The 25,203-nt window shown below is 53.9% G+C and carries 19 protein-coding genes and 1 pseudogene; 15 read left to right on the forward strand and 5 right to left on the reverse strand.

Going from position 1 to position 25,203, the window contains the following annotated elements; genetic code table 11:
* Positions 1 to 518 precede the first annotated feature (518 nt).
* The 10 genes and pseudogenes from arcA to ridA all read left to right on the forward strand — a co-directional run bounded on the left by arcA (position 519) and on the right by ridA (position 9,306).
* Positions 519 to 1,739: an arginine deiminase gene (gene arcA / locus AOY24_RS17450; RefSeq protein ID WP_054177069.1), complete on the forward strand. Its 1,221-nt coding sequence runs from the start codon at positions 519 to 521 to the stop codon at positions 1,737 to 1,739.
* A 10-nt stretch (positions 1,740 to 1,749) separates the two neighbouring features.
* Positions 1,750 to 2,682, forward strand: coding sequence for a carbamate kinase (gene arcC / locus AOY24_RS17455; protein WP_044264664.1), 933 nt, complete (start codon positions 1,750 to 1,752; stop codon positions 2,680 to 2,682).
* Between the two features lie 110 nt (positions 2,683 to 2,792).
* The gene (argF, locus tag AOY24_RS17460) at positions 2,793 to 3,809 is read left to right on the forward strand and encodes an ornithine carbamoyltransferase (protein ID WP_044264666.1); all 1,017 of its coding nucleotides are present in this window, start codon (positions 2,793 to 2,795) and stop codon (positions 3,807 to 3,809) included.
* Positions 3,810 to 3,874: 65 nt separating this feature from the next.
* Positions 3,875 to 4,954: an alanine/ornithine racemase family PLP-dependent enzyme gene (locus tag AOY24_RS17465; protein WP_042999242.1), complete on the forward strand. Its 1,080-nt coding sequence runs from the start codon at positions 3,875 to 3,877 to the stop codon at positions 4,952 to 4,954.
* Between the two features lie 34 nt (positions 4,955 to 4,988).
* Positions 4,989 to 6,464 (forward strand): arginine-ornithine antiporter, encoded by a 1,476-nt coding sequence (gene arcD / locus AOY24_RS17470; protein WP_042999241.1) that lies wholly within the window; start codon positions 4,989 to 4,991, stop codon positions 6,462 to 6,464.
* A gap of 251 nt (positions 6,465 to 6,715) precedes the next feature.
* Positions 6,716 to 7,195 carry an arginine repressor gene (locus tag AOY24_RS17475; RefSeq protein WP_043001817.1) on the forward strand — a complete coding sequence of 160 codons (480 nt, stop codon included), beginning with the start codon at positions 6,716 to 6,718 and terminating at the stop codon, positions 7,193 to 7,195.
* Between the two features lie 98 nt (positions 7,196 to 7,293).
* Positions 7,294 to 7,429 (forward strand): annotated as a pseudogene (gene pyrL, locus AOY24_RS24130) (pyr operon leader peptide).
* A gap of 2 nt (positions 7,430 to 7,431) precedes the next feature.
* Complete coding sequence (gene pyrB / locus AOY24_RS17480; RefSeq protein ID WP_042999240.1) at positions 7,432 to 8,367, forward strand: aspartate carbamoyltransferase; 936 nt, start codon at positions 7,432 to 7,434, stop codon at positions 8,365 to 8,367.
* A gap of 14 nt (positions 8,368 to 8,381) precedes the next feature.
* Complete coding sequence (gene pyrI / locus AOY24_RS17485) at positions 8,382 to 8,843, forward strand: aspartate carbamoyltransferase regulatory subunit (RefSeq protein WP_042999239.1); 462 nt, start codon at positions 8,382 to 8,384, stop codon at positions 8,841 to 8,843.
* Between the two features lie 76 nt (positions 8,844 to 8,919).
* Entirely contained in the window at positions 8,920 to 9,306 is a 387-nt protein-coding gene (gene ridA, locus AOY24_RS17490; RefSeq protein ID WP_042999238.1) for a 2-iminobutanoate/2-iminopropanoate deaminase, read from the forward strand.
* Positions 9,307 to 9,358: 52 nt separating this feature from the next.
* Here ridA and AOY24_RS17495 read toward each other — a convergent pair whose 3' ends face one another.
* The 4 genes from AOY24_RS17495 to mgtA form a co-directional block, all read right to left on the reverse strand.
* Positions 9,359 to 10,645: a TRAP transporter large permease gene (locus tag AOY24_RS17495; protein ID WP_042999236.1), complete on the reverse strand. Its 1,287-nt coding sequence runs from the start codon at positions 10,643 to 10,645 to the stop codon at positions 9,359 to 9,361.
* Between the two features lie 30 nt (positions 10,646 to 10,675).
* Positions 10,676 to 11,185 (reverse strand): TRAP transporter small permease, encoded by a 510-nt coding sequence (locus tag AOY24_RS17500; RefSeq protein ID WP_054177070.1) that lies wholly within the window; start codon positions 11,183 to 11,185, stop codon positions 10,676 to 10,678.
* 61 nt (positions 11,186 to 11,246) lie between these two features.
* Positions 11,247 to 12,224, reverse strand: coding sequence for a TRAP transporter substrate-binding protein (locus AOY24_RS17505; RefSeq protein ID WP_042999234.1), 978 nt, complete (start codon positions 12,222 to 12,224; stop codon positions 11,247 to 11,249).
* Positions 12,225 to 12,580: 356 nt separating this feature from the next.
* Positions 12,581 to 15,289, reverse strand: coding sequence for a magnesium-translocating P-type ATPase (mgtA, locus tag AOY24_RS17510; protein ID WP_054177071.1), 2,709 nt, complete (start codon positions 15,287 to 15,289; stop codon positions 12,581 to 12,583).
* Between the two features lie 466 nt (positions 15,290 to 15,755).
* Here mgtA and treR point away from each other — a divergent pair, with 466 nt between their 5' ends.
* The 5 genes from treR (at position 15,756) to nrdG (ending at position 23,240) form a co-directional block, all read left to right on the forward strand.
* Positions 15,756 to 16,703, forward strand: coding sequence for a trehalose operon repressor TreR (gene treR, locus AOY24_RS17515; protein ID WP_042999232.1), 948 nt, complete (start codon positions 15,756 to 15,758; stop codon positions 16,701 to 16,703).
* A 145-nt stretch (positions 16,704 to 16,848) separates the two neighbouring features.
* Positions 16,849 to 18,267 carry a PTS trehalose transporter subunit IIBC gene (treB, locus tag AOY24_RS17520; protein ID WP_044264669.1) on the forward strand — a complete coding sequence of 473 codons (1,419 nt, stop codon included), beginning with the start codon at positions 16,849 to 16,851 and terminating at the stop codon, positions 18,265 to 18,267.
* A 47-nt stretch (positions 18,268 to 18,314) separates the two neighbouring features.
* Positions 18,315 to 19,973 (forward strand): alpha,alpha-phosphotrehalase, encoded by a 1,659-nt coding sequence (treC, locus tag AOY24_RS17525; protein ID WP_044253228.1) that lies wholly within the window; start codon positions 18,315 to 18,317, stop codon positions 19,971 to 19,973.
* Positions 19,974 to 20,377: 404 nt separating this feature from the next.
* A complete protein-coding gene (nrdD, locus tag AOY24_RS17530) occupies positions 20,378 to 22,516 on the forward strand; it encodes an anaerobic ribonucleoside-triphosphate reductase (protein ID WP_054177072.1) in 2,139 nt (712 codons plus the stop codon).
* 259 nt (positions 22,517 to 22,775) lie between these two features.
* The gene (gene nrdG / locus AOY24_RS17535; protein WP_054177073.1) at positions 22,776 to 23,240 is read left to right on the forward strand and encodes an anaerobic ribonucleoside-triphosphate reductase-activating protein; all 465 of its coding nucleotides are present in this window, start codon (positions 22,776 to 22,778) and stop codon (positions 23,238 to 23,240) included.
* A gap of 47 nt (positions 23,241 to 23,287) precedes the next feature.
* Here nrdG and AOY24_RS17540 read toward each other — a convergent pair whose 3' ends face one another.
* Entirely contained in the window at positions 23,288 to 25,198 is a 1,911-nt protein-coding gene (locus AOY24_RS17540) for a transcription antiterminator (RefSeq protein ID WP_054177074.1), read from the reverse strand.
* Positions 25,199 to 25,203: the final 5 nt, after the last annotated feature.

Here is a 25,203-nt window from a genome sequence, read left to right on the forward strand (position 1 = left end):
AATGCATAAAATGTAAACACACCCAATAGACAATGCTATCAAGTTATTGTTATATAATGGTTTACAAGAAAAACCATTAGTCGATCACAATTCATTTCCACTGCTTAATCAATGACAATCGCCATATTTATTGCTCAATTTACTTTATAGCGAAAATAATATAATTCACAATACGCATATCTATGCAGTAAATTATTATTAGTCTATAAAAATCATGATGTTACATTGGCATCATTCTTTGCTTTAGCCAACAAACAATTAACACAAAAGAATAATCTGACGTATAAATGCGTAGTAATTCAGGTAAAGACTTTTTATTTTTGTTATTTCTCAGACCTCTGTCATATATTAATTAAGAAAAAATAAATAACCGAATGGATGTGAAATTCATCACATTCCTGACTTCTAAATAATTCAATGATGCCTCTCGAAAAATATCGGAACAGTTATGACTGCGAGCATTTTCATTATTCGCAGCCCCCCCTTTTTATTCCTGAAATAGAGTGAAAGGTATCGTAATGGAAAAACATTATGTCGGTTCTGAAATCGGCCAACTACGCAGTGTGATGTTGCATCGCCCTAATCTCAGCCTGAAACGCCTCACGCCGTCTAACTGCCAGGAGCTGCTGTTTGATGACGTACTGTCCGTCGAACGTGCAGGTGAAGAGCATGATATTTTCGCCAACACGTTACGCGAGCAGGGTATCGAAGTTCTGTTACTGACTGATTTACTGACACAAACTCTGGATATCGCGGATGCCAAAAGCTGGCTACTGGAAACGCAAATCTCGGATTACCGACTTGGCCCGACTTTCGCCACCGACATCCGCGCCTGGCTGGCCGATATGCCGCACCGGGAACTGGCCCGTCATTTAAGCGGAGGACTCACCTACGGTGAAATTCCCGCCTCAATTAAAAATATGGTGGTGGATACCCACGATATTAATGACTTTATTATGAAGCCATTGCCAAACCATTTATTTACCCGCGATACCTCCTGCTGGATATATAACGGCGTATCCATTAACCCAATGGCCAAACCGGCTCGCCAGCGTGAAACGAATAATCTGCGGGCCATCTATCGCTGGCATCCGCAATTTGCTGACGGCGATTTTATTAAATATTTCGGCGACGAGAATATCAATTACGACCATGCCACCTTAGAAGGCGGCGATGTGCTGGTCATCGGGCGCGGTGCGGTACTAATCGGCATGTCTGAACGCACGACGCCGCAGGGAATTGAGTTCCTTGCCCAGTCGCTTTTTAACCATCGTCAGGCCGAACGGGTGATTGCCGTTGAGCTTCCCAAACACCGCTCCTGTATGCACCTCGACACCGTCATGACCCACATCAATATCGACACCTTCTCCGTCTACCCGGAAGTGGTGCGCCAGGACGTGCAGTGCTGGACCTTAACGCCAGACGGGCGCGGTGGCCTGAAACGTACCGAAGAACGCACGTTGATTAACGCCATTGAGAAAGCGCTCGGCATCGATCAGGTGCGTCTGATTACCACCGGCGGCGACGCCTTTGAAGCCGAGCGTGAGCAGTGGAACGACGCCAACAACGTCCTCACGCTGCGCCCCGGCGTCGTCGTGGGCTACGAGCGCAACATCTGGACCAACGAGAAATATGACAAAGCCGGCATCACCGTGCTGCCAATCCCTGGCGATGAACTGGGGCGCGGACGCGGCGGCGCACGCTGCATGAGTTGCCCACTGGAACGCGATGGCATTTAAGGAACCCACCATGCAAAACAAACCGACTCTGGTTGTTGCCCTCGGCGGCAATGCGTTGCTCAAGCGTGGCGAACCGCTGGAAGCCGACATCCAGCGCAAGAACATCGTCCTGGCGGCGAAAACCATCGCCCAACTCACACAGCAATGGCGGGTGGTGCTGGTTCACGGCAACGGGCCGCAGGTGGGCCTGCTGGCATTGCAAAACAGCGCCTACGACCGCGTCACCCCCTACCCGCTGGACATTCTCGGGGCAGAAAGCCAGGGAATGATCGGCTACATGCTGCAACAGGCGCTGAAGAACCAACTGCCGCAGCGCGAAATCAGTGTCCTGCTCACGCAGGTGGAAGTGGACCCTGACGATCCGGCCTTTCATAACCCGACCAAGTATATCGGTCCGGTTTATGACCCTGCCCAGGCCGACGCGTTGCAGGCTGAAAAAGGTTGGGTCTTCAAAGCGGATGGCAAAGCGTTCCGCCGTGTGGTGCCTTCACCACAGCCAAAACGCATCGTAGAGAGCGACGCCATCCAGGCGCTGATCGCCCGCGATCATCTGGTCATCTGTAACGGTGGCGGCGGTGTGCCGGTCGTCGAGAAAGCAGACGGTTACCACGGCCTGGAAGCGGTGATCGACAAAGACCTTTCCGCCGCGCTGCTCGCCAGCCAGATCCACGCTGACGCGCTGCTGATCCTGACCGACGCCGACGCGGTGTACCTCGACTGGGGCAAACCGACCCAACGTCCGCTGGCACAGGTGACGCCGGAACGCTTAAGCGAAATGCAATTTGACGCCGGTTCGATGGGGCCAAAAGTCAGCGCCTGCGCCGACTTTGTCAGCCGCTGCCACGGCATTGCGGGCATCGGTTCGCTGGCCGATGGCCCGGCCATTCTCGCCGGCGATAAAGGCACCCTGATTCGGCGCGAAACCGCCGATGTTGACGCTTAAGGCTTTTTTGCCGGATGGCGGCCTCGCCTTATCCGGCCTACACCGATTCACGTCCGTAGGCCTGATAAGCGCAGCGTCATCAGGCAGTTCATTTTAACAAGGATACATTGATGGCTATTTCACTGAAAAATAGAAACTTTTTGAAACTTCTCGACTTTACGCCAGCGGAGATCCAGTTCCTTATCGATCTGGCGATTGAACTGAAAGCGGCGAAAAAAGCCGGGCGCGAACAGCAAACGCTGATCGGGAAAAACATTGCGCTGATATTCGAAAAAACCTCCACCCGCACCCGCTGTGCCTTTGAAGTTGGGGCATTCGACCAGGGCGCGCAGGTCACTTACCTCGGCCCAAGCGGCTCGCAGATCGGTCATAAAGAGTCGATGAAAGATACCGCTCGTGTACTGGGCCGGATGTACGACGGCATCGAATACCGCGGGTTCGGTCAGCAGATCGTTGAGGAACTGGGGCAATACGCCGGAGTGCCGGTGTGGAACGGTCTGACCGACGAATTCCATCCCACGCAGATCCTCGCGGATCTGATGACCATGCTGGAGCACGCGCCGGGGAAAACGCTGCCCGAACTGAGCTTCGCCTACCTTGGCGATGCGCGCAACAACATGGGCAATTCCCTGATGGTCGGCGCCGCGAAGATGGGCATGGATATTCGCCTCGTCGCGCCAAAATCCTTCTGGCCAGATGAAGCGCTGGTTGCGCAATGCCGCAGCATCGCCAGCACCACCGGGGCACGCATCACGCTGACGGACGACGTGGAAGAAGGCGTCTACGACGTCGATTTTCTGTACACCGACGTCTGGGTCTCCATGGGTGAACCGAAAGAGGCCTGGGCTGAGCGCGTCAGCCTGATGACGCCGTACCAGATCAACCAGAAGGTCATCGACGCCACCGGCAACCCCAACGTGAAGTTCATGCACTGCCTGCCCGCCTTCCATAACGAACACACCAAAGTGGGTCGTGAAATTGAAGCCGCCTACGGCCTGAAAGGGCTGGAAGTGACGGAAGACGTTTTCGAATCCGCACACTCCATCGTGTTCGACGAAGCGGAAAACCGCATGCACACCATCAAAGCGGTGATGGTGGCGACGCTCGGCGACTCACTCACACGATAGCGACTGAACCGAATGCACCGGGTGCGGGTGCCTTCCTGACCCGCGCCCACGTTAGGAGACCCATTATGCGAAATCAGGACTTTCCCTGCCTCTTCGTTAATCTTTCGGTCATTCGTGACAACACCCGGACGCTGATTGCGCTATGTCGCCAGCACGGGGTAGAGCCTGTCGGCGTCAATAAGCTGAGCTGCGAAGCGGCAAATGTCGCCAGAGCCATGATTGATGCAGGAATCAGCACGATTGCAGATTCCCGCATCCAGAATCTCAAAAAAATCGCCGATCTGCCCGTCGACAAACTGCTGCTGCGTCTGCCGCAGATAAGCCTTGCGCACGACATCGTGGCCTATGCGGATATCTCGCTGAACTCCGAAGAACATACGTTGCAGGCGCTCTCTGCGGCAGCCATAGCGCAGAACAAAACGCACCGGGTCATTCTGATGCATGACCTGGGCGATCTGCGCGAAGGCTGCGTGGATCCGCTGGAGACACGACGCCTTGCGCGTCTGGTACACAAAGAACTGCCGGGGCTGACGCTGGAAGGACTGGGCGCCAATCTTGCCTGCTACGGCGGAGTGGAACCCACCACCGAAAACCAACAGGCGCTGGTCGATCTCGCCCATCAGATCGAAGACGAGTTGGGTATTGCACTGCGCACGATTTCCGGCGCCAGCTCCGCCGCCCTGTTCCTGCTGATCAACGGTGGGCTGCCGACGGGCGTCAACCAGTTGCGACTTGGCGCGTCGCTGATCATGGGGTTCGGCCTGAATGACGAGCCGATCCCCGACACCCGCCAGGACGCTATCAAGCTCGGCGTGGAGATCATCGAGCTGAAAGACAAGCCCTCCGTTCCGCAACACTCCACGGCGCTGGATGCCATGGGGAGAAAGCCGGTATTCGAAGATCTTGGCGTACATCACCGGGCGCTGGCCGCGCTCGGCGAACAGGACGTCTCCTTCTCCCAGCTCCGGCCATTTGATCCCGGCGTCAAAGTGCTCGGCGCCAGTTCCGATCACCTGATCCTCGACGTCACCCACGCCGCATCGGGATATCAGGTGGGCGACATCGTCTATTTCTCCCTGGGATACAGCGGCGTCTTGCAGTGCATGACCTCCGAATACGTCGGCAAACAATACAGCTACTTCTAAAAAATCACTTTCTGTCAGATTGAGGACTCTCTTCATGACTACTCTTGATACCAGCAAACCGGCTGCGGACGCTTCGACCTCCCAGTCCGAAGGTAAGCTCAAACTTCCGGCGCTAACGGCGCTTGTGGTCAGCGCGCTGATCGCCGCCGGGGTATTCTCTCTGCCGCAGAACATGGCGGCCAAAGCAGGCGCTGGCGCGATTCTGATCGGCTGGGGAATTACCTTTATCGGCATGTTAACCCTCGCCTTCGTCTTCCAGACCCTGGCGCACCGTAAAAGCGAAGTGGAAGGCGGCGTGTATGGTTATGCCCGCGCGGGTTTTGGCGAGTACATCGGTTTTAACTCCGCCTGGGGTTACTGGATCTCGGCGTGGATCGGCAACGTTTCATACTATGTGGTGATCTGTTCCGCACTCGGCTCCTTCAGCGCGCTCGGTTTCTTTGGCGATGGCACCACCCTTTCTGCGCTGATTGTGGGATCAATTCTGCTCTGGAGTCTGCATTTCCTGATCTGTCGCGGCGTACAGGGTGCCGCCCTGCTCAATCTGATCGGCACGGTCGCGAAAGTGGTTCCTCTGATCATGTTTGTTGTGCTGGTCAGCGTCGCCTTTCAGGTTCGCACCTTTAAGATTGAATTCTGGGGCAATGAACAGCTTGGCTCTGTTATGGACCAGGTGAAAAACATCATGCTGGTCACCACCTGGGTTTTCATCGGTATTGAAGGCGCCGCCATGTACTCGGGCCGGGCGATGAAAAAATCAGACGTGGGTAAAGCCACCATGATTGGATTTTTCATCTCAATCCTGCTGTTTGTCGCCGTCTCGGTGCTGTCGCTCGGCGTTCTGTCTCAGCCAGAACTCGCACAGTTGAAGAACCCTTCTACTGCAGGCGTACTGGCAGCGGCGGTCGGGCCGTGGGGCGCAGCCCTGATGAATATCGGTCTTATCGTTTCCGTCGGCGCCGCGCTGCTGGCCTGGACGTTATTGTCTGCGGAAACGGCGTATATGGCCGGTAAAGACGGCACCATGCCCAAATTCCTGGGCAAAGAAAACGCCAACAAAGCGCCGGTCAATGCGCTGCTGCTGACCAATGGGCTGACCCAACTGTTCCTGATCATCGCCCATTTTCAACAGGCGGGGTATCTTGCGCTGCTGCTGCTGGCCACCTCAATGATCCTGATCCCCTATTTTCTCAGCGGTTTGTATGCCCTGAAAGTGGCGTGGCAGAAGGACGGTTATAACCGTGATGAACAGCATTCCATCACCCGCGACATCATCATCGGCGCGCTGGCAACACTCTATGGTGCCTGGCTGGTCTATGCCGCCGGGATGGAATATCTGCTGCTGTCGATGATCCTCTACGCCCTCGGTATCGTTTTTTATGTCTGGGCGCGGAAGGAGAAAAATGGAAGACTTTTCAATCCAATAGAGATCGTTCTGGCTATTATGGTGGTGGTCGCAGGGATCTACGCGGTCTATCTGTTGGCGACCGGCGTGCTCACGCTCAGTTGATGCACGTCAACACAGGGAAGACGAAGCGGCAAAACTCCGCCTTCCCTTAGACGACTAAGTGGAATATTTTTTCATGCAGATGCCATCCGTCAGGATGCTGAAGCGCGCTCCAGTCAAATTTCAATAAGCCGATCAAACACATCCCGGTTGAAATGGAGAACATTTGCTTAGTGCGTCATCAAATAAAAATAGAAACATTGGGCAGATCTACAGGTTGTTATCTTCGGCTGATTACACTGGACTAACTGATGATGAAACTTTACCAACCCGCTTCAGAAAAAGAAGAACTACAACTCTCTGTTTGTCAGCGCCTGATTGGCGAAAAAAGCTATCTCTCACAGGAGGAGATCCGCCGCGATCTGCAAAACTACGGCTTTGAAACCATCAGCCAGTCAACGGTTTCCCGCCTGCTGAAAATTCTTGGCGTCATAAAAATTAGAAATACGAAAGGACAAAAAATTTATTCCGTCAATCCGCAATTGCGTCCAGCCCCCGATGCCGCCCGTTCCATTTCTGAAATGGTGGTGAGCGTGGAGCATAACAGCGAATTTATCCTTATCCATACGGCGGCAGGCTATGGCCGCGCCGTCGCCCGGATCCTCGATTATCATGCCCTGCCGGAAATCCTGGGTGTGGTAGCGGGTAGCAGTATTGTCTGGGTTGCGCCACGGGTGGTGCAGCGCACTGGCCTTGTCCACAAACAGATTAACTATTTACTAAAAATGAATTAATATTCATTAAAACCGTTTGCGTTGAATAAAAACGGCATTTTTTGCTTGATCCACAAACGGAGCTGAGTATAATCGCGGACAATTTGCCGGGAGGAAGTATGGTCCAGTGTGTACGACATTCTGTCTTACCGCGTCTGAAAACAGATGCTGGCCTGCCGTTTTTCTTTCCGTTGCTCACCTATTCCCAGCCCCTCAAATGAGGGGCTTTTTTTTTGCCCTGGCGTCAGGAGATAAACATGGCTAACCCGCTATATCAAAAACACATCATTTCCATAAACGACCTCAGTCGCGACGACCTCAATCTGGTGCTGGCGACGGCGGCGAAATTAAAAGCGAACCCTCAACCGGAGCTGCTCAAACACAAGGTCATCGCCAGTTGCTTCTTTGAAGCCTCGACCCGTACCCGCCTGTCGTTTGAAACCTCCATGCACCGCCTGGGCGCCAGCGTGGTCGGCTTTTCCGACAGCGCCAACACGTCGCTGGGTAAGAAAGGTGAGACGCTGGCAGATACCATCTCTGTGATCAGCACTTATGTTGACGCGATCGTGATGCGTCACCCACAGGAAGGCGCGGCGCGTCTGGCGACCGAATTCTCCGGTAAGGTGCCGGTACTGAACGCGGGTGACGGTTCAAATCAACATCCGACCCAAACGCTGCTGGATCTGTTCACCATTCAGGAAACGCAGGGGCGTCTGAACAACCTGCATGTGGCGATGGTCGGCGACCTGAAATATGGCCGTACCGTGCATTCCCTGACGCAGGCGCTGGCGAAGTTTGACGGCAACCGCTTCTACTTCATCGCCCCGGATGCGCTGGCAATGCCGCAGTACATTCTTGATATGCTGGACGAAAAAGGCATTGCCTGGAGCCTGCACGCCTCTATCGAAGAGGTGATGGCGGAGGTGGATATTCTGTATATGACCCGCGTACAGAAAGAGCGTCTGGACCCTTCAGAATACGCCAACGTGAAGGCCCAGTTTGTCCTGCGCGCCAGCGACCTGGTGGGAGCGCGGGAAAACATGAAGGTACTGCATCCGCTGCCGCGTATAGATGAAATCGCCACGGACGTGGATAAAACGCCTCACGCCTGGTATTTCCAGCAGGCAGGCAACGGGATTTTCGCGCGCCAGGCGTTACTGGCACTGGTTCTGACTAGCGATTTGGCACTGTAAGGGGAGATAACGAGATGACACACGATAATAAACTGCAGGTTGAAGCGATCAAATGCGGCACCGTAATCGACCATATTCCCGCGCAAATCGGCTTTAAATTGCTGACTCTGTTCAAGCTGACCGAAACCGACCAGCGCATCACTATCGGCCTTAATCTGCCTTCCGGTGAAATGGGACGTAAAGACCTGATTAAGATCGAGAACACCTTCCTGACCGCCGAACAGGTTAATCAACTGTCACTGTATGCGCCACAGGCTACTGTCAACCGTATCGACAACTACGACGTGGTGGGTAAATCACGTCCAAGCCTGCCGGACCACATCGACAGCGTGCTGGTCTGCCCGAACAGTAACTGCATCAGCCACGCTGAACCGGTTTCTTCCAGTTTTTCAGTGAAAAAACGCGCGGATGACATCGCGCTTAAATGCAAATACTGCGAAAAAGAGTTTTCTCATTATGTGGTGCTGGCCAACTAATTGCAGTTGGTTAAAAATTCGTGGCTCCCTATAATGCCAGAGAAATTTCATTAACCGCTGTACTTCAGGAGAAATCATGAGCAAAACTATCGCGACGGAAAATGCACCCGCAGCAATCGGTCCATATGTTCAGGGCGTAGATCTGGGCAGCATGATCATCACTTCCGGTCAGATCCCGGTTGACCCGAAAACCGGCAGCGTGTCGGACGACGTCTCCGCGCAGGCGCGTCAGTCGCTGGAAAACGTGAAAGCTATCGTTGAAGCCGCTGGCCTGAAAGTAGGCGACATCGTGAAAACAACCGTATTTGTCAAAGATCTGAACGATTTCGCGACCGTCAACGCCACTTACGAAGCGTTCTTCACCGAACACAACGCTACCTTCCCGGCACGTTCCTGCGTGGAAGTCGCGCGTCTGCCAAAAGACGTGAAGATCGAGATCGAAGCGATCGCCGTTCGTCGTTAAGCGATAAAAAAATCCGGGCTGGTATGCCCGGATTTTCGTCACTGCCATCCCCTTACATCACGCCAAAGAATTTCGGCAGGAACAGCGAAATCGCCGGAATATAGGTCACCAGCAAGAGCACCAGGAACAGTACCGCGTAGAACGGTAGCATCGCCTTCACCACCTGCTCGATCTTCTGTTTACTCACCGCACTGGCAACAAACAGCACCGACCCTACCGGCGGTGTGATCAGGCCAATCCCCAGGTTCACCAGCATAATCATCCCGAAATGTACCGGATCAATGCCGAGGGCGTTGGTGACCGGCAGCAGCACAGGGGTCAGGATCAGGATTAGCGGCGCCATGTCCATCAAGGTACCAATCAGCAGTAGCATGATGTTAATGCACATCAGGATGACATACTTGTTATCCGAGATACTGGTAAACGCTTCGGTAATGCGCATCGGCAGTTGCATATAGGTCATGATGGCGCCAAACGCTGCCGCGAAACCGATCAGGATCATCACGATGGTCACGGTCTTCACAGTGCGATACATCAGTTTCGGCAGTTCAGACCACTTATAGTCGCGGTAGATAAACATGGTGACGAAAAACGCCCACAGGCAGGCGATCGCCGCCGATTCCGTCGCGGTAAAAATACCGGAAAGGATCCCGCCCATAATGATGACGACCGTCATCAGCCCCCACAGCGTATCGAGAAAGATCTTCAATGCCTGTCGGAACGGCACGCGCTCCCCTTTCGGGTAGCCGCGCTTATGCGCAAAGCCCACGCACATTACCATCAGGGTAAAACTCAGCAATAGCCCAGGCAGGATCCCGGCAATAAACAGCGCGGCAATCGACACCGTACCGCCCGTCGCCAGCGAGTAGATCACCGAGTTATGGCTGGGCGGCGTCAGGATTGCCTGCACGGAACCGCTGGCGGTGACCGCTGCGGCAAAGTCTCGCGGATAACCTTTCTTATCCATTTCAGGGATCATCACTGAACCGATCGATGCGGTATCCGCCACCGACGATCCTGAGATCGCGCCAAAAAAGGTTGATGCGACAATGTTCACCAGCGACAGACCACCGCGAATGAAGCCAACAAAGATATAGGCAAAGTTGACTAACCGGCGCGCAATGCCCCCTTCCGCCATAATGGCCCCGGCCAGAATAAAGAACGGGATCGCCAACAATGAGAATTTGTTCACGCCGTTGGTCAACTGGATCATCACCGCTTCCAGCGGGATATCGATATACCACGCCCCGACGATCGCGCTGATCCCCACCGCGTACGCCACCGGCACCCCAATCGCCAGCATGATGCCGAGCGTAAAAACGAGAATAAATGCATCCATTTGCTTTCCCCTATGAAGTCGGTTCGGTCATCAACTGGTTGAACCCAGCATGACCACAGGACGTTGATACTGAGCGCCACGGCAGATCTTCTCGATGATGAAAAGCAGCATGATCGCCGAACCGATAGGGAGCGGAAGATAGTTTTCCCCGGCAGTCAAAATTGGGAATTCTGCCACGGGTTGTTGCCACAACTCATAACAGAGCGTCGAACCGTACCAAAGAATAAAAATACTGATCGCCAGCAACATCAGATCGGCACCGATAAAACAGATCCGGCGCTCCATTTCACCAAGACGATCGGTTACCATGCTGACCGCAATATGCGAACCCGCACGATAGCTGACCGCCGCACCAATAAAAGTGAACGTCACCATGCACAATATGGCGATCGGCTCGGGCCAGGACAGCGCGCTGTTCATCACGTAGCGCGCGAATATCCCCACGGGAATAACCGCCACCATCACCAATAAAGCCAGCCCGGCAATCCACATTGAAATTCGATACAGCACATCCATTACCGATGAATAACCTTCACCCATAATCATCACCTCGAACGAATAACCGATTCAGGCAGATGACCTCCGTCATCCGCCTGATGAATTACTTCACATCCTGAATTCGCTTGATCAAATCCTGGTGGTCTTTACCGTATTGATCCCGGACGGGCTGTGTGGCTTTATAAAAATAATCCGTATCGATGTCATGGAAATTCACCCCATTTGCTTTCATGGTTTCCAGTGATTTCGCATTATAGGCTTCCCACAGTTGGCGTTGTTCTATTTGCGCTTCTTTTGCCAGTTTAATAATTAATTCCTGATCTTCTTTTTTCAGCTTGTCCCACTTGGCTTTTGAAAACAGGAACAGTTCAGGAATAATGAAATGCTTACTCCAGGTGTAATTTTTGGCGACCGGCAGATAGTTATGCGCGACAAAGGTCGGCGGGTTATTTTCTGTGCCATCAATAACCCCGGTCTGCATCCCGCTGAACACCTCACTGGTTCCCATGGCGATCGCATTCGCGCCCATCGCTTTTAAGGTATCGAGCGAGACCGGGCTGGTCTGAACACGGATTTTCATCCCTTTCAGGTCTTCCGGTTTCACCACCGGAGCCTTGGTAATCAGGTTACGCGTTCCGGCATCCATCCAGCCGAGAAACACCAGTCGGGACTGGCTGTTGGCGGTCAGCCGGTCACCAATTTCCTGACCAATTGCCCCATCCAGAACCTTATGCAGGTGATCTTCATCGCGGAAGATATAGGGCAGCGTAAAGACGTTAATCTCAGGCAATATGGCAGCAACCGGAGACATCGACACGCGAATAATATCAATCGCACCCAGTTGCGCCTGTTCAATCATCTGCTTTTCATCCCCCAGTACGCCGCCCGGGAAGGTTTTAATATCCAGACGTCCGTCGGTCGCAGCGCTGAGTTTTTCGCCCATATGCTTCACAGCAACTACGTTCGGATAATCCGCCGGATGGACATCTGCCGCACGCAGCGTTTGTGCAGACGCCGCCTGCGCTGCCAGCACTAAAGCAGTCCCCACGCACAGGTTTAACAAGGTTTTGGTCAGTTTCATTTTTCCATCTCCAGAGGTTTATAATTTTCATTAATACAAACGACTTGCAGGATAGAGGGCCGCCTTAATTAAAAGGGACAGTAAGGAATGACATTGCCCAGGCAGACTCGTCGGTGTAACAAAGTATTACGATGATTATGTTCATAAAATGACGATGGATGGAATTTTTTTTAGCACGCTGTTTCATTTTTGCAATGAAGGTCTTTTTCCTGGAAAAAAGATGTCCTGAAGCGGGCTTAAATTGTGATCGACCACACCTCTTTGGTTTTTCAAAAAAAATAAAACACGACGGAGGGAAAGAATATATTCTTGCGCGATAAAAAAGAGAATGGCTGCCGAAGCAGCCATTATTTTGTTTACTGCCAGCCGTAGCGGCGGCTATAGAAGCCTTTAACCCATTGCGTTAACGTCATATATCCCACCAGAATCGCCACTAACCAAGGGAAATAACTCAGCGGTAACGCCTGCAATTGCAGATAACCTGCCAGCGGTGAGAACGGTAGCGCAATTCCCACAATCATTACCACCAGCGTCATCAGCATCAGCGGCCAGGCAGCGCGACTCTGAATAAACGGCACGCGGCGCGTACGAATCATATGCACAATCAGCGTTTGCGACAGCAGCCCCACCACAAACCAGCCAGACTGGAACAGCGTTTGCGCTTCCGGCACATTGGCGTGGAATACCCACCACATCAGGCAGAATGTCAGAATGTCGAAGATGGAGCTGATCGGGCCAAAAAAGAGCATAAAACGGCCCAGATCCGCCGGATTCCAGCGCTGCGGTTTCTGGATCTGCTCATCATCAACGTTATCAAACGGGATCGCCACCTGAGATACATCGTACAGCAGGTTCTGAATCAGCAAGTGCAGCGGCAACATGGGCAGGAACGGTAAAAAGGCGCTCGCCACCAGCACGCTAAAGACGTTACCAAAGTTAGAACTGGCGGTCATTTTGATATACTTCAGCATATTGGAGAACGTACGACGCCCTTCAATTACGCCTTCTTCCAGCACCATCAGGTTCTTTTCCAGCAGAATAATATCGGCCGCTTCACGGGCGATATCGACCGCGCCATCCACCGAAATGCCAATATCCGCCGCACGTAGCGCTGGCGCGTCGTTAATTCCATCGCCCATAAAGCCCACCACGTGCCCTTCACGTCTGAGGAGGCGGACGATCCGCTCTTTATGCATCGGCGTCAGGCGTGCGAACAGCGTTGTATGCTGAGCCAACGCGGCCAGCACGTCGTCGCTCATGTCTTCGATATCATTTCCGACAATCACCTCTCCGGCATCCAGACCTACCTCATGGCATACCTTCGCGGCGACCAGTTCGCTGTCGCCGGTCAGGATCTTCACGGTAATGCCACTGGCTTTCAGCGCTTTCAGTGCCGGTGCGGTCGTTTCCTTCGGCGGATCGAGGAAGGCGATGTAACCTTCAAGGATCAGATCGGATTCATCAATACGCTGGTAATCCCCTTCCCGCGCTGGCAGGTATTTGGTCGCCACGGCGACCACGCGCAGCCCCTGACGGTTCAGCGTATCAGTCACGCGCTTCACTCGACGCAGCATGTTGTCATCCAGCGGCACAATTTCGCCGTTATGACGTACTTGCGTAGAGACGCTGACGATCTCCTGCAACGCGCCTTTGCACACCAGTTGATGCACATCCGTCTCTTCTGCCACCACCACCGACATCCGGCGGCGCTCAAAATCAAACGGAATCTCATCAATTTTCTGCCAGCGGGTAGACAACGTGCGCGCAGCGCCTTCATCCACACCTTCCAGCACGGCGGTATCCAGCAGATTTTTCAGTCCGGTCTGGTAATGGCTGTTCAGCCATGCTGCGTGCAGAACGCGTTCACTGGGCTTACCGGAGATATCCGTATGATTCTCCAGCACGATTTTATCCTGGGTCAGCGTGCCGGTTTTATCGGTGCACAGGACGTCCATCGCCCCGAAGTTCTGAATGGCATCCAGATGTTTGACGATCACTTTTTGCTTCGACAGTTTCACCGCGCCGCGTGCCAGCGTCGAAGTAACAATCATCGGCAGCATTTCCGGCGTCAGGCCTACGGCGACGGAGAGCGCAAACAGCGCCGCTTCCCACCAGTCACCTTTGGTATAACCGTTAATGAGCAGCACCACTGGCGCCATCACCAGCATAAAGCGAATCAACTGCATACTGACGCGACTGATCCCCTTCTGGAACGCGTTTTGCTCGCTTTCCTGTTCGCTGACGCGCCCCGCCAGTTGACCAAACCAGGTATGGGCGCCGGTGGCGATAACCATCGCCTGCGCCGTGCCGCTCACCACGTTAGTGCCCATAAAGCACAGGGTATCGCGCTCAAGCGGGTTGCTTTGGCTGGCGTCGCGGGTGTGCGCCACTTTCTCCACTGGCAGCGATTCGCCGGTTAATGACGCCTGAGCAACAAACAGGTCTCGCGCCTGAATCACCCGCAGATCGGCCGGGATCATGTCCCCCGCCGACAGCTTGATGATATCGCCGGGCACCAGTTGATCGCCAGGCAGCTCCACCCAGCCGTTTTCCCCTTTCTCATTGATGACCCGCAGCACCGTCGCGGTGTTGCTGACCATCGCTTTCAGCGCGTCTACCGCTTTGGTGGAGCGCGCTTCCTGGACAAAGTTAAGCAGCGTGGAAATCACCACCATCAGAGCGATCACCCCGGCGGCGAACAGATCTTCCGTGGCATACGAGATCGCGCCCAGAAGAGTCAGCAACATATTGAACGGGTTGCGATAACAGGTCCACAGATGCTTCCACCACGGTGACGGTTTCTGGGTCGGCAGAAGGTTTTCACCGTGTTGTTCACGGGCGGCGTTCACCTCTGCCACATTGAGTCCTTCCGGATGCGCATGAAACGTTTTCCATAGCGTCTTTTCATCCATCACGGCCACTTTCAGGCAGTGTTCACTCAGTGAAGAAGGTATCGGGGTGCTGGCAATCGACTGTGCATTAGGTAATGGATCGCGGTGCACCAGGCGATCGGGCAAATGGCGTCCAAGCCGGGCAAACAGCTGGCGAGTGATATTTTTAAACATAGGAAGCCCCTCCGCGCCAATAAGACAGACGCAGAAATATCCTTCAGGCGTGGCAAAACCTTACCTGACAGGTAACATCATTTTTAAACAGGGACGTTAATGCGTCACTGTCTTACATCACCGGTAAGACAGCGAAAGGCAGGCTTACCGGAAAGCGCGTGTTCTCCAGGTCGGGAGAGGGGTGGGATCGGGATCCATAAAGCCTCCGGTAATTGAATGAGTTAGCTCACAGATAATAAGTTGTAGATCATAATATTTGTGGCATTTATGGCGTTATAATAACCCCCGGCAATTAAACAAAACATATACGCAAAATCATTCGGTTCGCATCCCGGCAGAAAATGAACGACGCCAACGCAAAAGCAGCGTGAAGGATGACGTGTATAAACCAGACTTTGCCCATTGTGGTTTCTATAAGTAAAGTTACCCTCTTATCATCTTTTGTTGCGTACCACGGGAAAACAGGATGCAAAATCGGCTGACTATCAAAGACATCGCCCGCTTAAGCGGCGTGGGGAAATCCACTGTTTCCCGTGTGCTGAACAACGAAAGCGGCGTCAGTGAACGGACTCGCGAGCGTGTCGAAGCCGTGATGAATCAGCACGGATTTTCTCCTTCCCGTTCAGCCCGCGCCATGCGGGGCCAGAGCGATAAAGTCGTCGCCATCATTGTGACCCGTCTCGACTCCCTGTCGGAAAACCTTGCCGTACAGACGATGCTGCCGGTGTTTTATGAGCAGGGTTACGATCCGATCATGATGGAAAGTCAGTTTTCCCCGGAAAAAGTGGAAGAACACTTAGGTATGCTGAAACGCCGCAATATCGACGGCGTGGTGCTGTTCGGTTTTACCGGCATCACGGACACGATGATCGCCCCGTGGCAGGCATCGCTGGTGCTGCTGGCTCGTGATGCGAAAGGCTTTGCCTCCGTCTGCTACGACGACGACGGGGCGATTAAAATCCTCATGCAACGTCTGTACGATCAGGGGCATCGCCACATCAGCTTTCTCGGTGTGCCGCACAGTGACGTCACCACCGGGAAACGCCGCCATGACGCCTATCTCGCGTTTTGCAAACAACATAAGTTACATCCCGTCGCGGCCCTGCCGGGTCTGGCGATGAAGCAAGGCTATGAGCATGCCGCGAGCGTCATTACACCAGACACTACCGCGCTGGTCTGCGCCACGGATACTCTCGCGCTCGGTGCCAGTAAGTATTTGCAAGAACAGCGGGTCGATAATCTGCAACTGGCGAGCGTCGGTAATACGCCGTTGATGAAATTCCTGCATCCGGAGATCGTCACGGTCGATCCCGGCTATGCCGAAGCCGGACGCCAGGCGGCTTCCCAGTTGATCGAGCAGATCAACGGACGCAGCGAGCTGCGCCAGATCGTCATTCCTTCCACCCTTTCCTGAAGCATTGCTGATCGCTTTCTGAACGATAATTTGTGATCTTCGCTACGTTTCGGGAACGTTCCCATTTTTAATTTTTTATCCCGGATATACTCTGTGGCCATCGCATAACCCCCCCTTTTCACTGTCATCGCCACGAGGCTTCATGATGAGCAAAGTTAAACAAGCGGATATTGACCGGCTGATAGAGCTGGTAGGCGGGCGAGAGAATATCGCCACCGTGAGTCACTGTATTACGCGCCTGCGCTTTGTGCTGAATCAGCCAGCAAACGCCAGACCGAAAGAAATTGAAGCCTTACCGATGGTTAAAGGCTGCTTTACCAACGCCGGTCAGTTCCAGGTGGTGATTGGCACCGAGGTTGGCGATTATTACAAGGCGCTGCTGGCCACCACCGGGCAGGCACACGCCGATAAAGAGCAGGCGAAAAAAGCGGCTCGTCAGAACATGAAATGGCATGAGCAACTCATCTCCCATTTCGCTGAAATCTTCTTCCCGCTGCTGCCGGCGCTGATTAGCGGAGGCTTGATCTTAGGTTTCCGCAACGTCATTGGCGACCTGCCAATGAGCAACGGTCAGACGCTGGCGCAGATGTATCCAGCGCTGAAAACGATCTATGACTTCTTGTGGCTGATTGGCGAAGCCATCTTTTTCTATCTGCCAGTGGGCATCTGCTGGTCGGCGGTGAAAAAAATGGGCGGTACGCCGATCCTCGGCATCGTGCTTGGCGTTACGCTGGTATCGCCACAGTTGATGAACGCGTATCTGCTGGGGCAGCAGGTACCGGAAGTATGGAACTTCGGCCTGTTCACCATCGCGAAAGTAGGCTATCAGGCGCAGGTCATTCCGGCGCTGCTGGCTGGCCTGGCGCTGGGCGTGATTGAAACGCGCCTGAAACGCATCGTGCCGGATTATCTGTATCTCGTGGTGGTGCCGGTGTGTTCATTGATCCTCGCGGTCTTCCTCGCTCATGCGCTGATCGGTCCGTTTGGCCGCTTGATTGGCGACGGTGTGGCCTTTGCGGTTCGCCATCTGATGACCGGCAGCTTCGCGCCGATTGGTGCCGCGCTGTTTGGCTTCCTGTACGCCCCACTGGTGATTACCGGCGTGCACCAGACCACGCTCGCCATCGACATGCAGATGATCCAGAGCATGGGAGGAACGCCGGTATGGCCGCTGATTGCCCTTTCCAACATCGCGCAGGCGTCTGCGGTGGTCGGCATTATTATCGCCAGCCGTAAACAGAACGAACGCGAGATCTCCGTTCCTGCCGCGATCTCCGCCTATCTTGGGGTCACTGAACCAGCAATGTACGGTATCAACCTGAAATACCGCTTCCCGATGCTCTGCGCAATGATCGGCTCCGGTCTCGCCGGTCTGCTCTGCGGCCTGTACGGGGTGATGGCGAACGGTATTGGCGTTGGCGGCCTGCCGGGCATCCTTTCTATCCAACCGACTTACTGGCAGGTCTACGCCGTCGCGATAGCCATCGCCATTGTCATCCCGATCGTGCTGACTTCTATGGTTTACCAGCGCAAATTCCGTCAGGGCACGTTACAGATTGTCTGATTTTATTCGGGGCGCACTTGCGCCCCTCGCATAACCAGGAATTGACTATGAATACCCTTCCCCACTGGTGGCAAAACGGCGTCATCTACCAGATCTATCCCAAAAGCTTTCAGGATACGACCGGCAGCGGCACCGGCGATTTACGCGGCGTGACTCAGCGCCTCGATTACCTGCATAAACTGGGCGTAGATGCCCTCTGGCTGACCCCGTTCTATATCTCACCGCAAGTGGATAATGGCTACGATGTCGCTAACTACACCGCTATCGATCCCGCTTACGGTACGCTGGATGACTTCGATGAACTGGTCGCCCAGGCAAAAGCACGCGGCATCCGCATTATTCTCGACATGGTGTTTAACCACACCTCCACGCAGCACGCCTGGTTTCGTGAAGCGCTCGACAAAGACAGCCCGTATCGCGAGTTTTACATCTGGCGCGACGGCACGCCTGATGCGCTGCCCAATAACTGGCGTTCCAAGTTTGGCGGCAACGCCTGGCAATGGCATGCCCAGAGCGAACAGTATTATCTGCACCTCTTCGCCCCGGAACAGGCGGACCTGAACTGGGAAAACCCTGCCGTCCGCGCCGAGCTGAAAAAAGTCTGCGAATTCTGGGCCGATCGCGGCGTGGATGGCCTGCGCCTGGACGTCGTCAACCTGATCTCCAAAGATCAGCGCTTCCCCAATGATCTGGACGGCGACGGTCGCCGTTTTTATACCGATGGGCCGCGAGCGCATGAATTTTTGCATGAGATGAACCGCGACGTCTTTACGCCGCGCAAGCTGATGACGGTCGGTGAAATGTCCTCCACCACGCTGGAACATTGCCAGCGCTACGCCGCGCTGGACGGTAGCGAACTGTCGATGACCTTCAATTTTCATCACCTGAAGGTCGATTATCCCAATGGAGAGAAATGGACGCTGGCGAAGCCCGATTTTGTCGCACTGAAGACCCTGTTCCGCCACTGGCAGCAAGGAATGCACAACGTCGCGTGGAATGCGCTGTTCTGGTGTAACCACGATCAGCCGCGCATTGTGTCGCGCTTTGGTGACGAAGGCGAATATCGGGTGCCGGCCGCGAAAATGCTGGCGATGGTGCTGCACGGTATGCAGGGCACACCGTACATCTATCAAGGGGAAGAGATCGGCATGACCAATCCTCACTTCACCCGGATCACCGACTATCGCGATGTGGAAAGCCATAACATGTTTGCCGGGCTGCGGGCGGAGGGTCGCGATGCCAATGAACTGCTGGCAATCCTGGCCAGTAAATCTCGTGACAACAGCCGTACGCCAATGCAGTGGAATAACCGCAAGAACGCCGGTTTCAGCCAGGGTGAACCGTGGATCTCCCTGTGCGATAACTACGCGGACATCAACGTGGAGAACGCGCTCGGCGATAATTCGTCTGTGTTTTATACCTATCAACGGCTGATTGCGCTGCGTAAATCCGAACCTGTGTTGACCTGGGGTGACTATCAGGATCTGTTACCAGACAGCCCACACGTATGGTGTTATCAGCGCGAGTGGCAAGGACAGCGGCTGCTGGTCATTGCCAATCTGAGCGGTGAATGTCAGGCCTGGTTCCCGGAATCGTACCGGGGTAACTGGCAGGTGTTGATGCACAACTATGATGAAGTTTCACCACTGCCAACGGCGATGACGCTGCGTCCTTTCGAAGCGATCTGGTGGTTGCAGAAGTCATAAACTGAACACATTTTGCCCGGCAAACTCTCGATGCCGGGCAAAAAGGTCGCCCCGCGTTAGCTTACTGTTTTTGTTGAATAAATAATCAGATTTTTCTATATCACAATTTACAATCGCTATAACGCCCGCCAACTGTACGCTCTGCTTTTTACCTTGCGCTATATCAAAAAAATCGCAAACACTTTTGATGCAAATCACTATATATAGAACTTAAAATGCAATCCGCCCCAACATGTTGTATTAATCAACTACATTTACAACAACAATGATGTCCACAGTCAAGGTGACTTTGTGGATAACATGGGACTGGATTGCGGGAAGTGATTGGATAGAGAGATGAATAACCATATCAACGCCTCCCGAGCCTCTGTGGATAACCTGTTCTTATACATTATGGAGTGATCATGACACCGCATGTGATGAAACGAGATGGCTGTAAAGTGCCGTTTAAATCAGAGCGCATCAAAGAAGCCATTCTGCGTGCAGCTAAAGCAGCGGGAGTCGATGACGCAGATTACTGCGCCACCGTCGCAGAAGTCGTTAGCAGTCAGATGGACGCGCGTAGCCAGGTCGATATTAATGAGATCCAGACGGCGGTTGAAAACCAACTGATGTCAGGCCCTTACAAGCAGCTGGCGCGCGCCTACATTGAATATCGCCATGACCGTGATATTCAGCGAGAGAAACGCGGTCGTCTGAACCAGGAAATTCGCGGCCTGGTAGAACAGACCAATTCCGAGTTGCTCAATGAAAACGCCAATAAAGACAGTAAAGTCATCCCGACCCAGCGCGACCTGCTGGCCGGTATCGTCGCCAAACACTACGCCCGTCAGCATCTGCTGCCGCGTGATGTAGTACAGGCGCACGAGCGCGGTGATATTCACTACCATGATCTCGACTATTCCCCGTTCTTCCCGATGTTCAACTGCATGCTTATCGATCTCAAAGGGATGCTGACGCAGGGCTTTAAGATGGGTAACGCAGAAATTGAGCCGCCAAAATCCATCTCTACCGCCACCGCCGTGACCGCGCAAATCATCGCGCAGGTCGCCAGCCATATTTACGGCGGCACCACCATTAACCGTATTGATGAAGTACTGGCGCCATTCGTGACTGCCAGCTTTAACAAGCACCGTAAGACGGCGGAAGAGTGGCAAATTCCGGATGCCGACGGCTACGCGCATTCCCGTACCGAGAAAGAGTGCTACGACGCCTTCCAGTCTCTGGAGTATGAGGTCAATACGCTGCATACCGCCAACGGCCAGACGCCATTTGTGACCTTTGGTTTCGGCCTGGGTACCAGTTGGGAATCGCGCCTGATTCAGCAGTCCATTCTGCGTAACCGTATCGCCGGTCTGGGCAAAAATCGCAAAACCGCCGTGTTCCCGAAACTGGTGTTTGCGATTCGTGACGGCCTGAACCACAAATTTGGCGATCCGAACTACGATATCAAACAACTGGCGCTGGAGTGTGCCAGCAAGCGCATGTATCCGGACATCCTGAACTACGATCAGGTCGTGAAAGTCACCGGTTCGTTCAAAACCCCGATGGGCTGCCGCAGCTTCCTCGGCGTGTGGGAAAACGAGAAAGGCGAACAGGTTCACGATGGGCGTAACAACCTCGGCGTGATAAGCCTTAACCTGCCGCGTATCGCGCTGGAAGCAGGTGGTGATGAGCCGACGTTCTGGAAACTACTGGACGATCGTTTGACGCTGGCGCGTAAAGCGCTGATGACCCGTATTGCCCGTCTGGAAGGCGTTAAGGCTCGCGTCGCGCCGATCCTCTATATGGAAGGCGCCTGCGGCGTACGTCTGAAAGCCGATGATGATATCGCGGAAATCTTCAAAAACGGTCGTGCATCGATTTCACTGGGCTACATTGGTATCCACGAAACCATCAACGCGCTGTTTGGTGATACGCATGTCTACGACAGCGAAGCGCTGCGCGCGAAAGCGGTTGCCATTGTTGAGCATCTGCGTCAGGCCGTCGATAAATGGAAAGAAGAGACCGGCTACGGCTTTAGCCTGTACAGCACGCCGAGTGAAAACCTGTGTGACCGCTTCTGCCGTCTGGATACCGCCGAGTTTGGCGTCGTGCCGGGCGTCACCGATAAAGGATACTACACCAACAGTTTCCACCTTGATGTGGAGAAGAAGGTGAACCCGTACGACAAAATCGATTTTGAAGCGCCTTACCCGCCGTTGGCGAGCGGTGGCTTCATTTGCTATGGCGAATACCCGAACATCCAGCACAACCTGAAAGCGCTGGAAGATGTCTGGGACTACAGCTATCAGCATGTGCCGTATTACGGCACCAATACGCCAATCGATGAATGCTACGAGTGCGGCTTTACCGGTGAATTCGAATGCACCAGCAAAGGCTTCACCTGTCCGAAATGCGGTAATCACGACGCGGCACGCGTGTCGGTAACCCGCCGCGTCTGCGGTTATTTAGGCAGCCCGGACGCACGTCCGTTTAACGCCGGTAAACAAGAAGAAGTGAAGCGTCGCGTTAAACATTTAGGGAATGGGCAGATCGGTTAATTTCCGTTTGCAAAGGCCGTAGGCCTGATAAGACGCCATCGCGTCGCCATCAGGCATCACAATGTTGCCGGATGGCGGTGCAAGCACCTTATCCGGCCTACTACCGCTAACTACAGTTCCAATGTCGTGGTTTTCCTCTAAGCAGTTGGTGTTGTAGCAAGGCGGCAAACGAACGAATCCCGGGGAGCTTACATCAGTAAGTGACCCGGGTGAGTGAGAGCGGCCAACACAGCTACAGCGCCAAATGCAACGAGGAAAAATGAATTATCACCAGTATTATCCCGTCGATATCGTTAACGGCCCCGGTACCCGCTGCACCCTGTTTGTTTCAGGGTGCGTGCACGAATGCCCTGGCTGCTACAACAAAAGCACCTGGCGGCTGAACTCCGGTCAGCCGTTCACGAAAGCAATGGAAGACCAGATCATCCGCGATCTGAACGACACGCGGATCCACCGCCAGGGGATCTCCCTTTCCGGCGGCGATCCGCTTCATCCGCAGAACGTACCGGATATCCTGAAGCTGGTGCAGCGCATTCGTGCTGAATGTGCAGGTAAAGATATCTGGGTGTGGACCGGCTATAAGCTGGATGAACTCAACGCCGCGCAAATGCAGGTTGTGGACCTCATTAACGTGCTGGTGGACGGCAAATTTGTGCAGGATCTGAAAGACCCGGCGCTGATCTGGCGCGGCAGCAGCAACCAGGTTGTCCATCATTTACGGTAAACACTATGGCGGACAGCATCTGCTTTCCGTCTTTCCTGCCCCTCCCATCAAAAACGACTCACACACTCCATCGCCACCGCTTTAAACTCGGCGAAGTTTTGGCTGCCGCACAGTCGCGTCATAGCGCGTTCACGCAGGAAAGTGACAAAGATATCGTAGATGGCCATTGCCTCTTCGTACTCGCTTTTACTGATAGCGAGTAAAAAGATCACATGTGCGGTTTCGTCCCCCCAGGCGATACCCTGCGGGGCGAGCACCGTGTAGACCACCGTTTTTTTCGCCAGCAGTCCGAGGGCGTGCGGCAGCGCAATGCTGTCACCGAGCATCGTGCTGACAATCGCCTCACGTTCCACCACCGAATCGAGGAATTCCGCGTCGACAAACCCTTCACGCTGCAACTGATCGCACAAGGTTTTAAACAGCGTCTGCTGGTCCATCTCGCCTTCGATAATACGAAAATGCGCGGCATCGAAGTATTTGTTCAGCATCCACGGACGGGTTCTGTCTACCAGCACTAACTTACCGATCTGCTCCAGTTGATAGTCGGTAGGAAACGGGGCGATCTGCACGACCGGCTTGTCTTTCTCACCGATCCGCGCCGTGGCGATCACAAAGTCCTCCGCGATACTCTCGCGCTGTTCGTAATCACGCAGCGTCAGCGTGTTTACAATCTCGATCTGCGGATATTTGCGCGCCAGTACCGCTTCAATCATCCGCACCATCGCATTTCCCGTGTCGCAGACCAGCAGAACTTTTGGCTGCCGCTGGTAACCGATGTTGTAACTACGTTCAAGCCCAACGCCGATGTGTAACACCAGAAAGCCGATCTCGTTTTCGCTGATGGCGTAAGGGGTGTATTTACCCCAACTGGAGACTGCCGCCAGGGTCATATCCCATGCCATGGGATAGTGTTGCTTGATGTTCTCCAACAGCGGGTTCGGGATCATGATCTGATAGCGCACCCGGGTGATCATCGTTTTGATGTGAGTGAGTAAATCCGCATGAAGCTGTTTATCATTCAACAGGTTATAGTTGTACTGGCTGTTGATAAACCGCAGGATGTAATTGACCAGCGCTTCCTCGTCGTCGGCATTGATCGCACTGGGCGCAATCTCCTGCACCTGCCGCGCCGCGATATGTACCTTCAGCCAGTTCTCTTCCGACACCGACAGCGGATGATTTGCCAGATGCTGCACGACAGCGGCAATCTCACGCGCCGCCAGGCACACGTTCTCTTCCACCTCTTCGTTGGTGAATTCCGACAACGGATACCCTTCGCTGATACGGCGTACCGCGACCGCGCAGTACAGACGTAAAAACAGCTCGCCTTCGTCAGTAAGGCGAATATGGAAGCGATTGAAAATCTCCTCAAGCAGCGGTTGAAGCTGCGATGGCACCCCGGCATACAGCGCCTCTTCGGTCACCAGCGGATTAGCGGGATCCTGCTGCGCCAGCGTCCAGAGAAGGTCGGTCAGGCAGGCGCGGATCGCCATCTCGCTGCCGAACAGTTTCATGCCATGGCGCGGACGCGTTTCCAGCGTCAAATGATAGCGTTGCAGCCATTCACGCACTTCTGCCATGTCGTTTTGTAGCGTCGCCCGACTGACAAACCATTCATCAGCTAAATCTTCGAGTTTGAGAGAAAAGGCGGATGTCAGAAAACGTACCATCAGGTAATGTACGCGTTCCTGACTGGTGCGCGGAATTCGCAGCGCGCTGGGCTGCTGCGATTGCAGGGACTGATAGCTTGCCGGGTCATCGATCCTGAGCTGATAACCGTTGCCCCGGCTGAGGATAAACTGCGCACCGTGCTGAGTCAGCAGGGCGTTGAGCGCTGTAATATCAGCACGAACAGTTCGTGTGGAAACCGACAACCGCTGCGCCAGCTCATCCTGCGGCAGCGTCTCGTTTTGCAACATCGTAAACAGTTGCGCCAAACGTTGGTTGGGGAATCGCACATCAC

The organism is Citrobacter sp. CtB7.12, assembly GCF_001297795.1.
GTDB lineage: Bacteria > Pseudomonadota > Gammaproteobacteria > Enterobacterales > Enterobacteriaceae > Citrobacter_A > Citrobacter_A amalonaticus.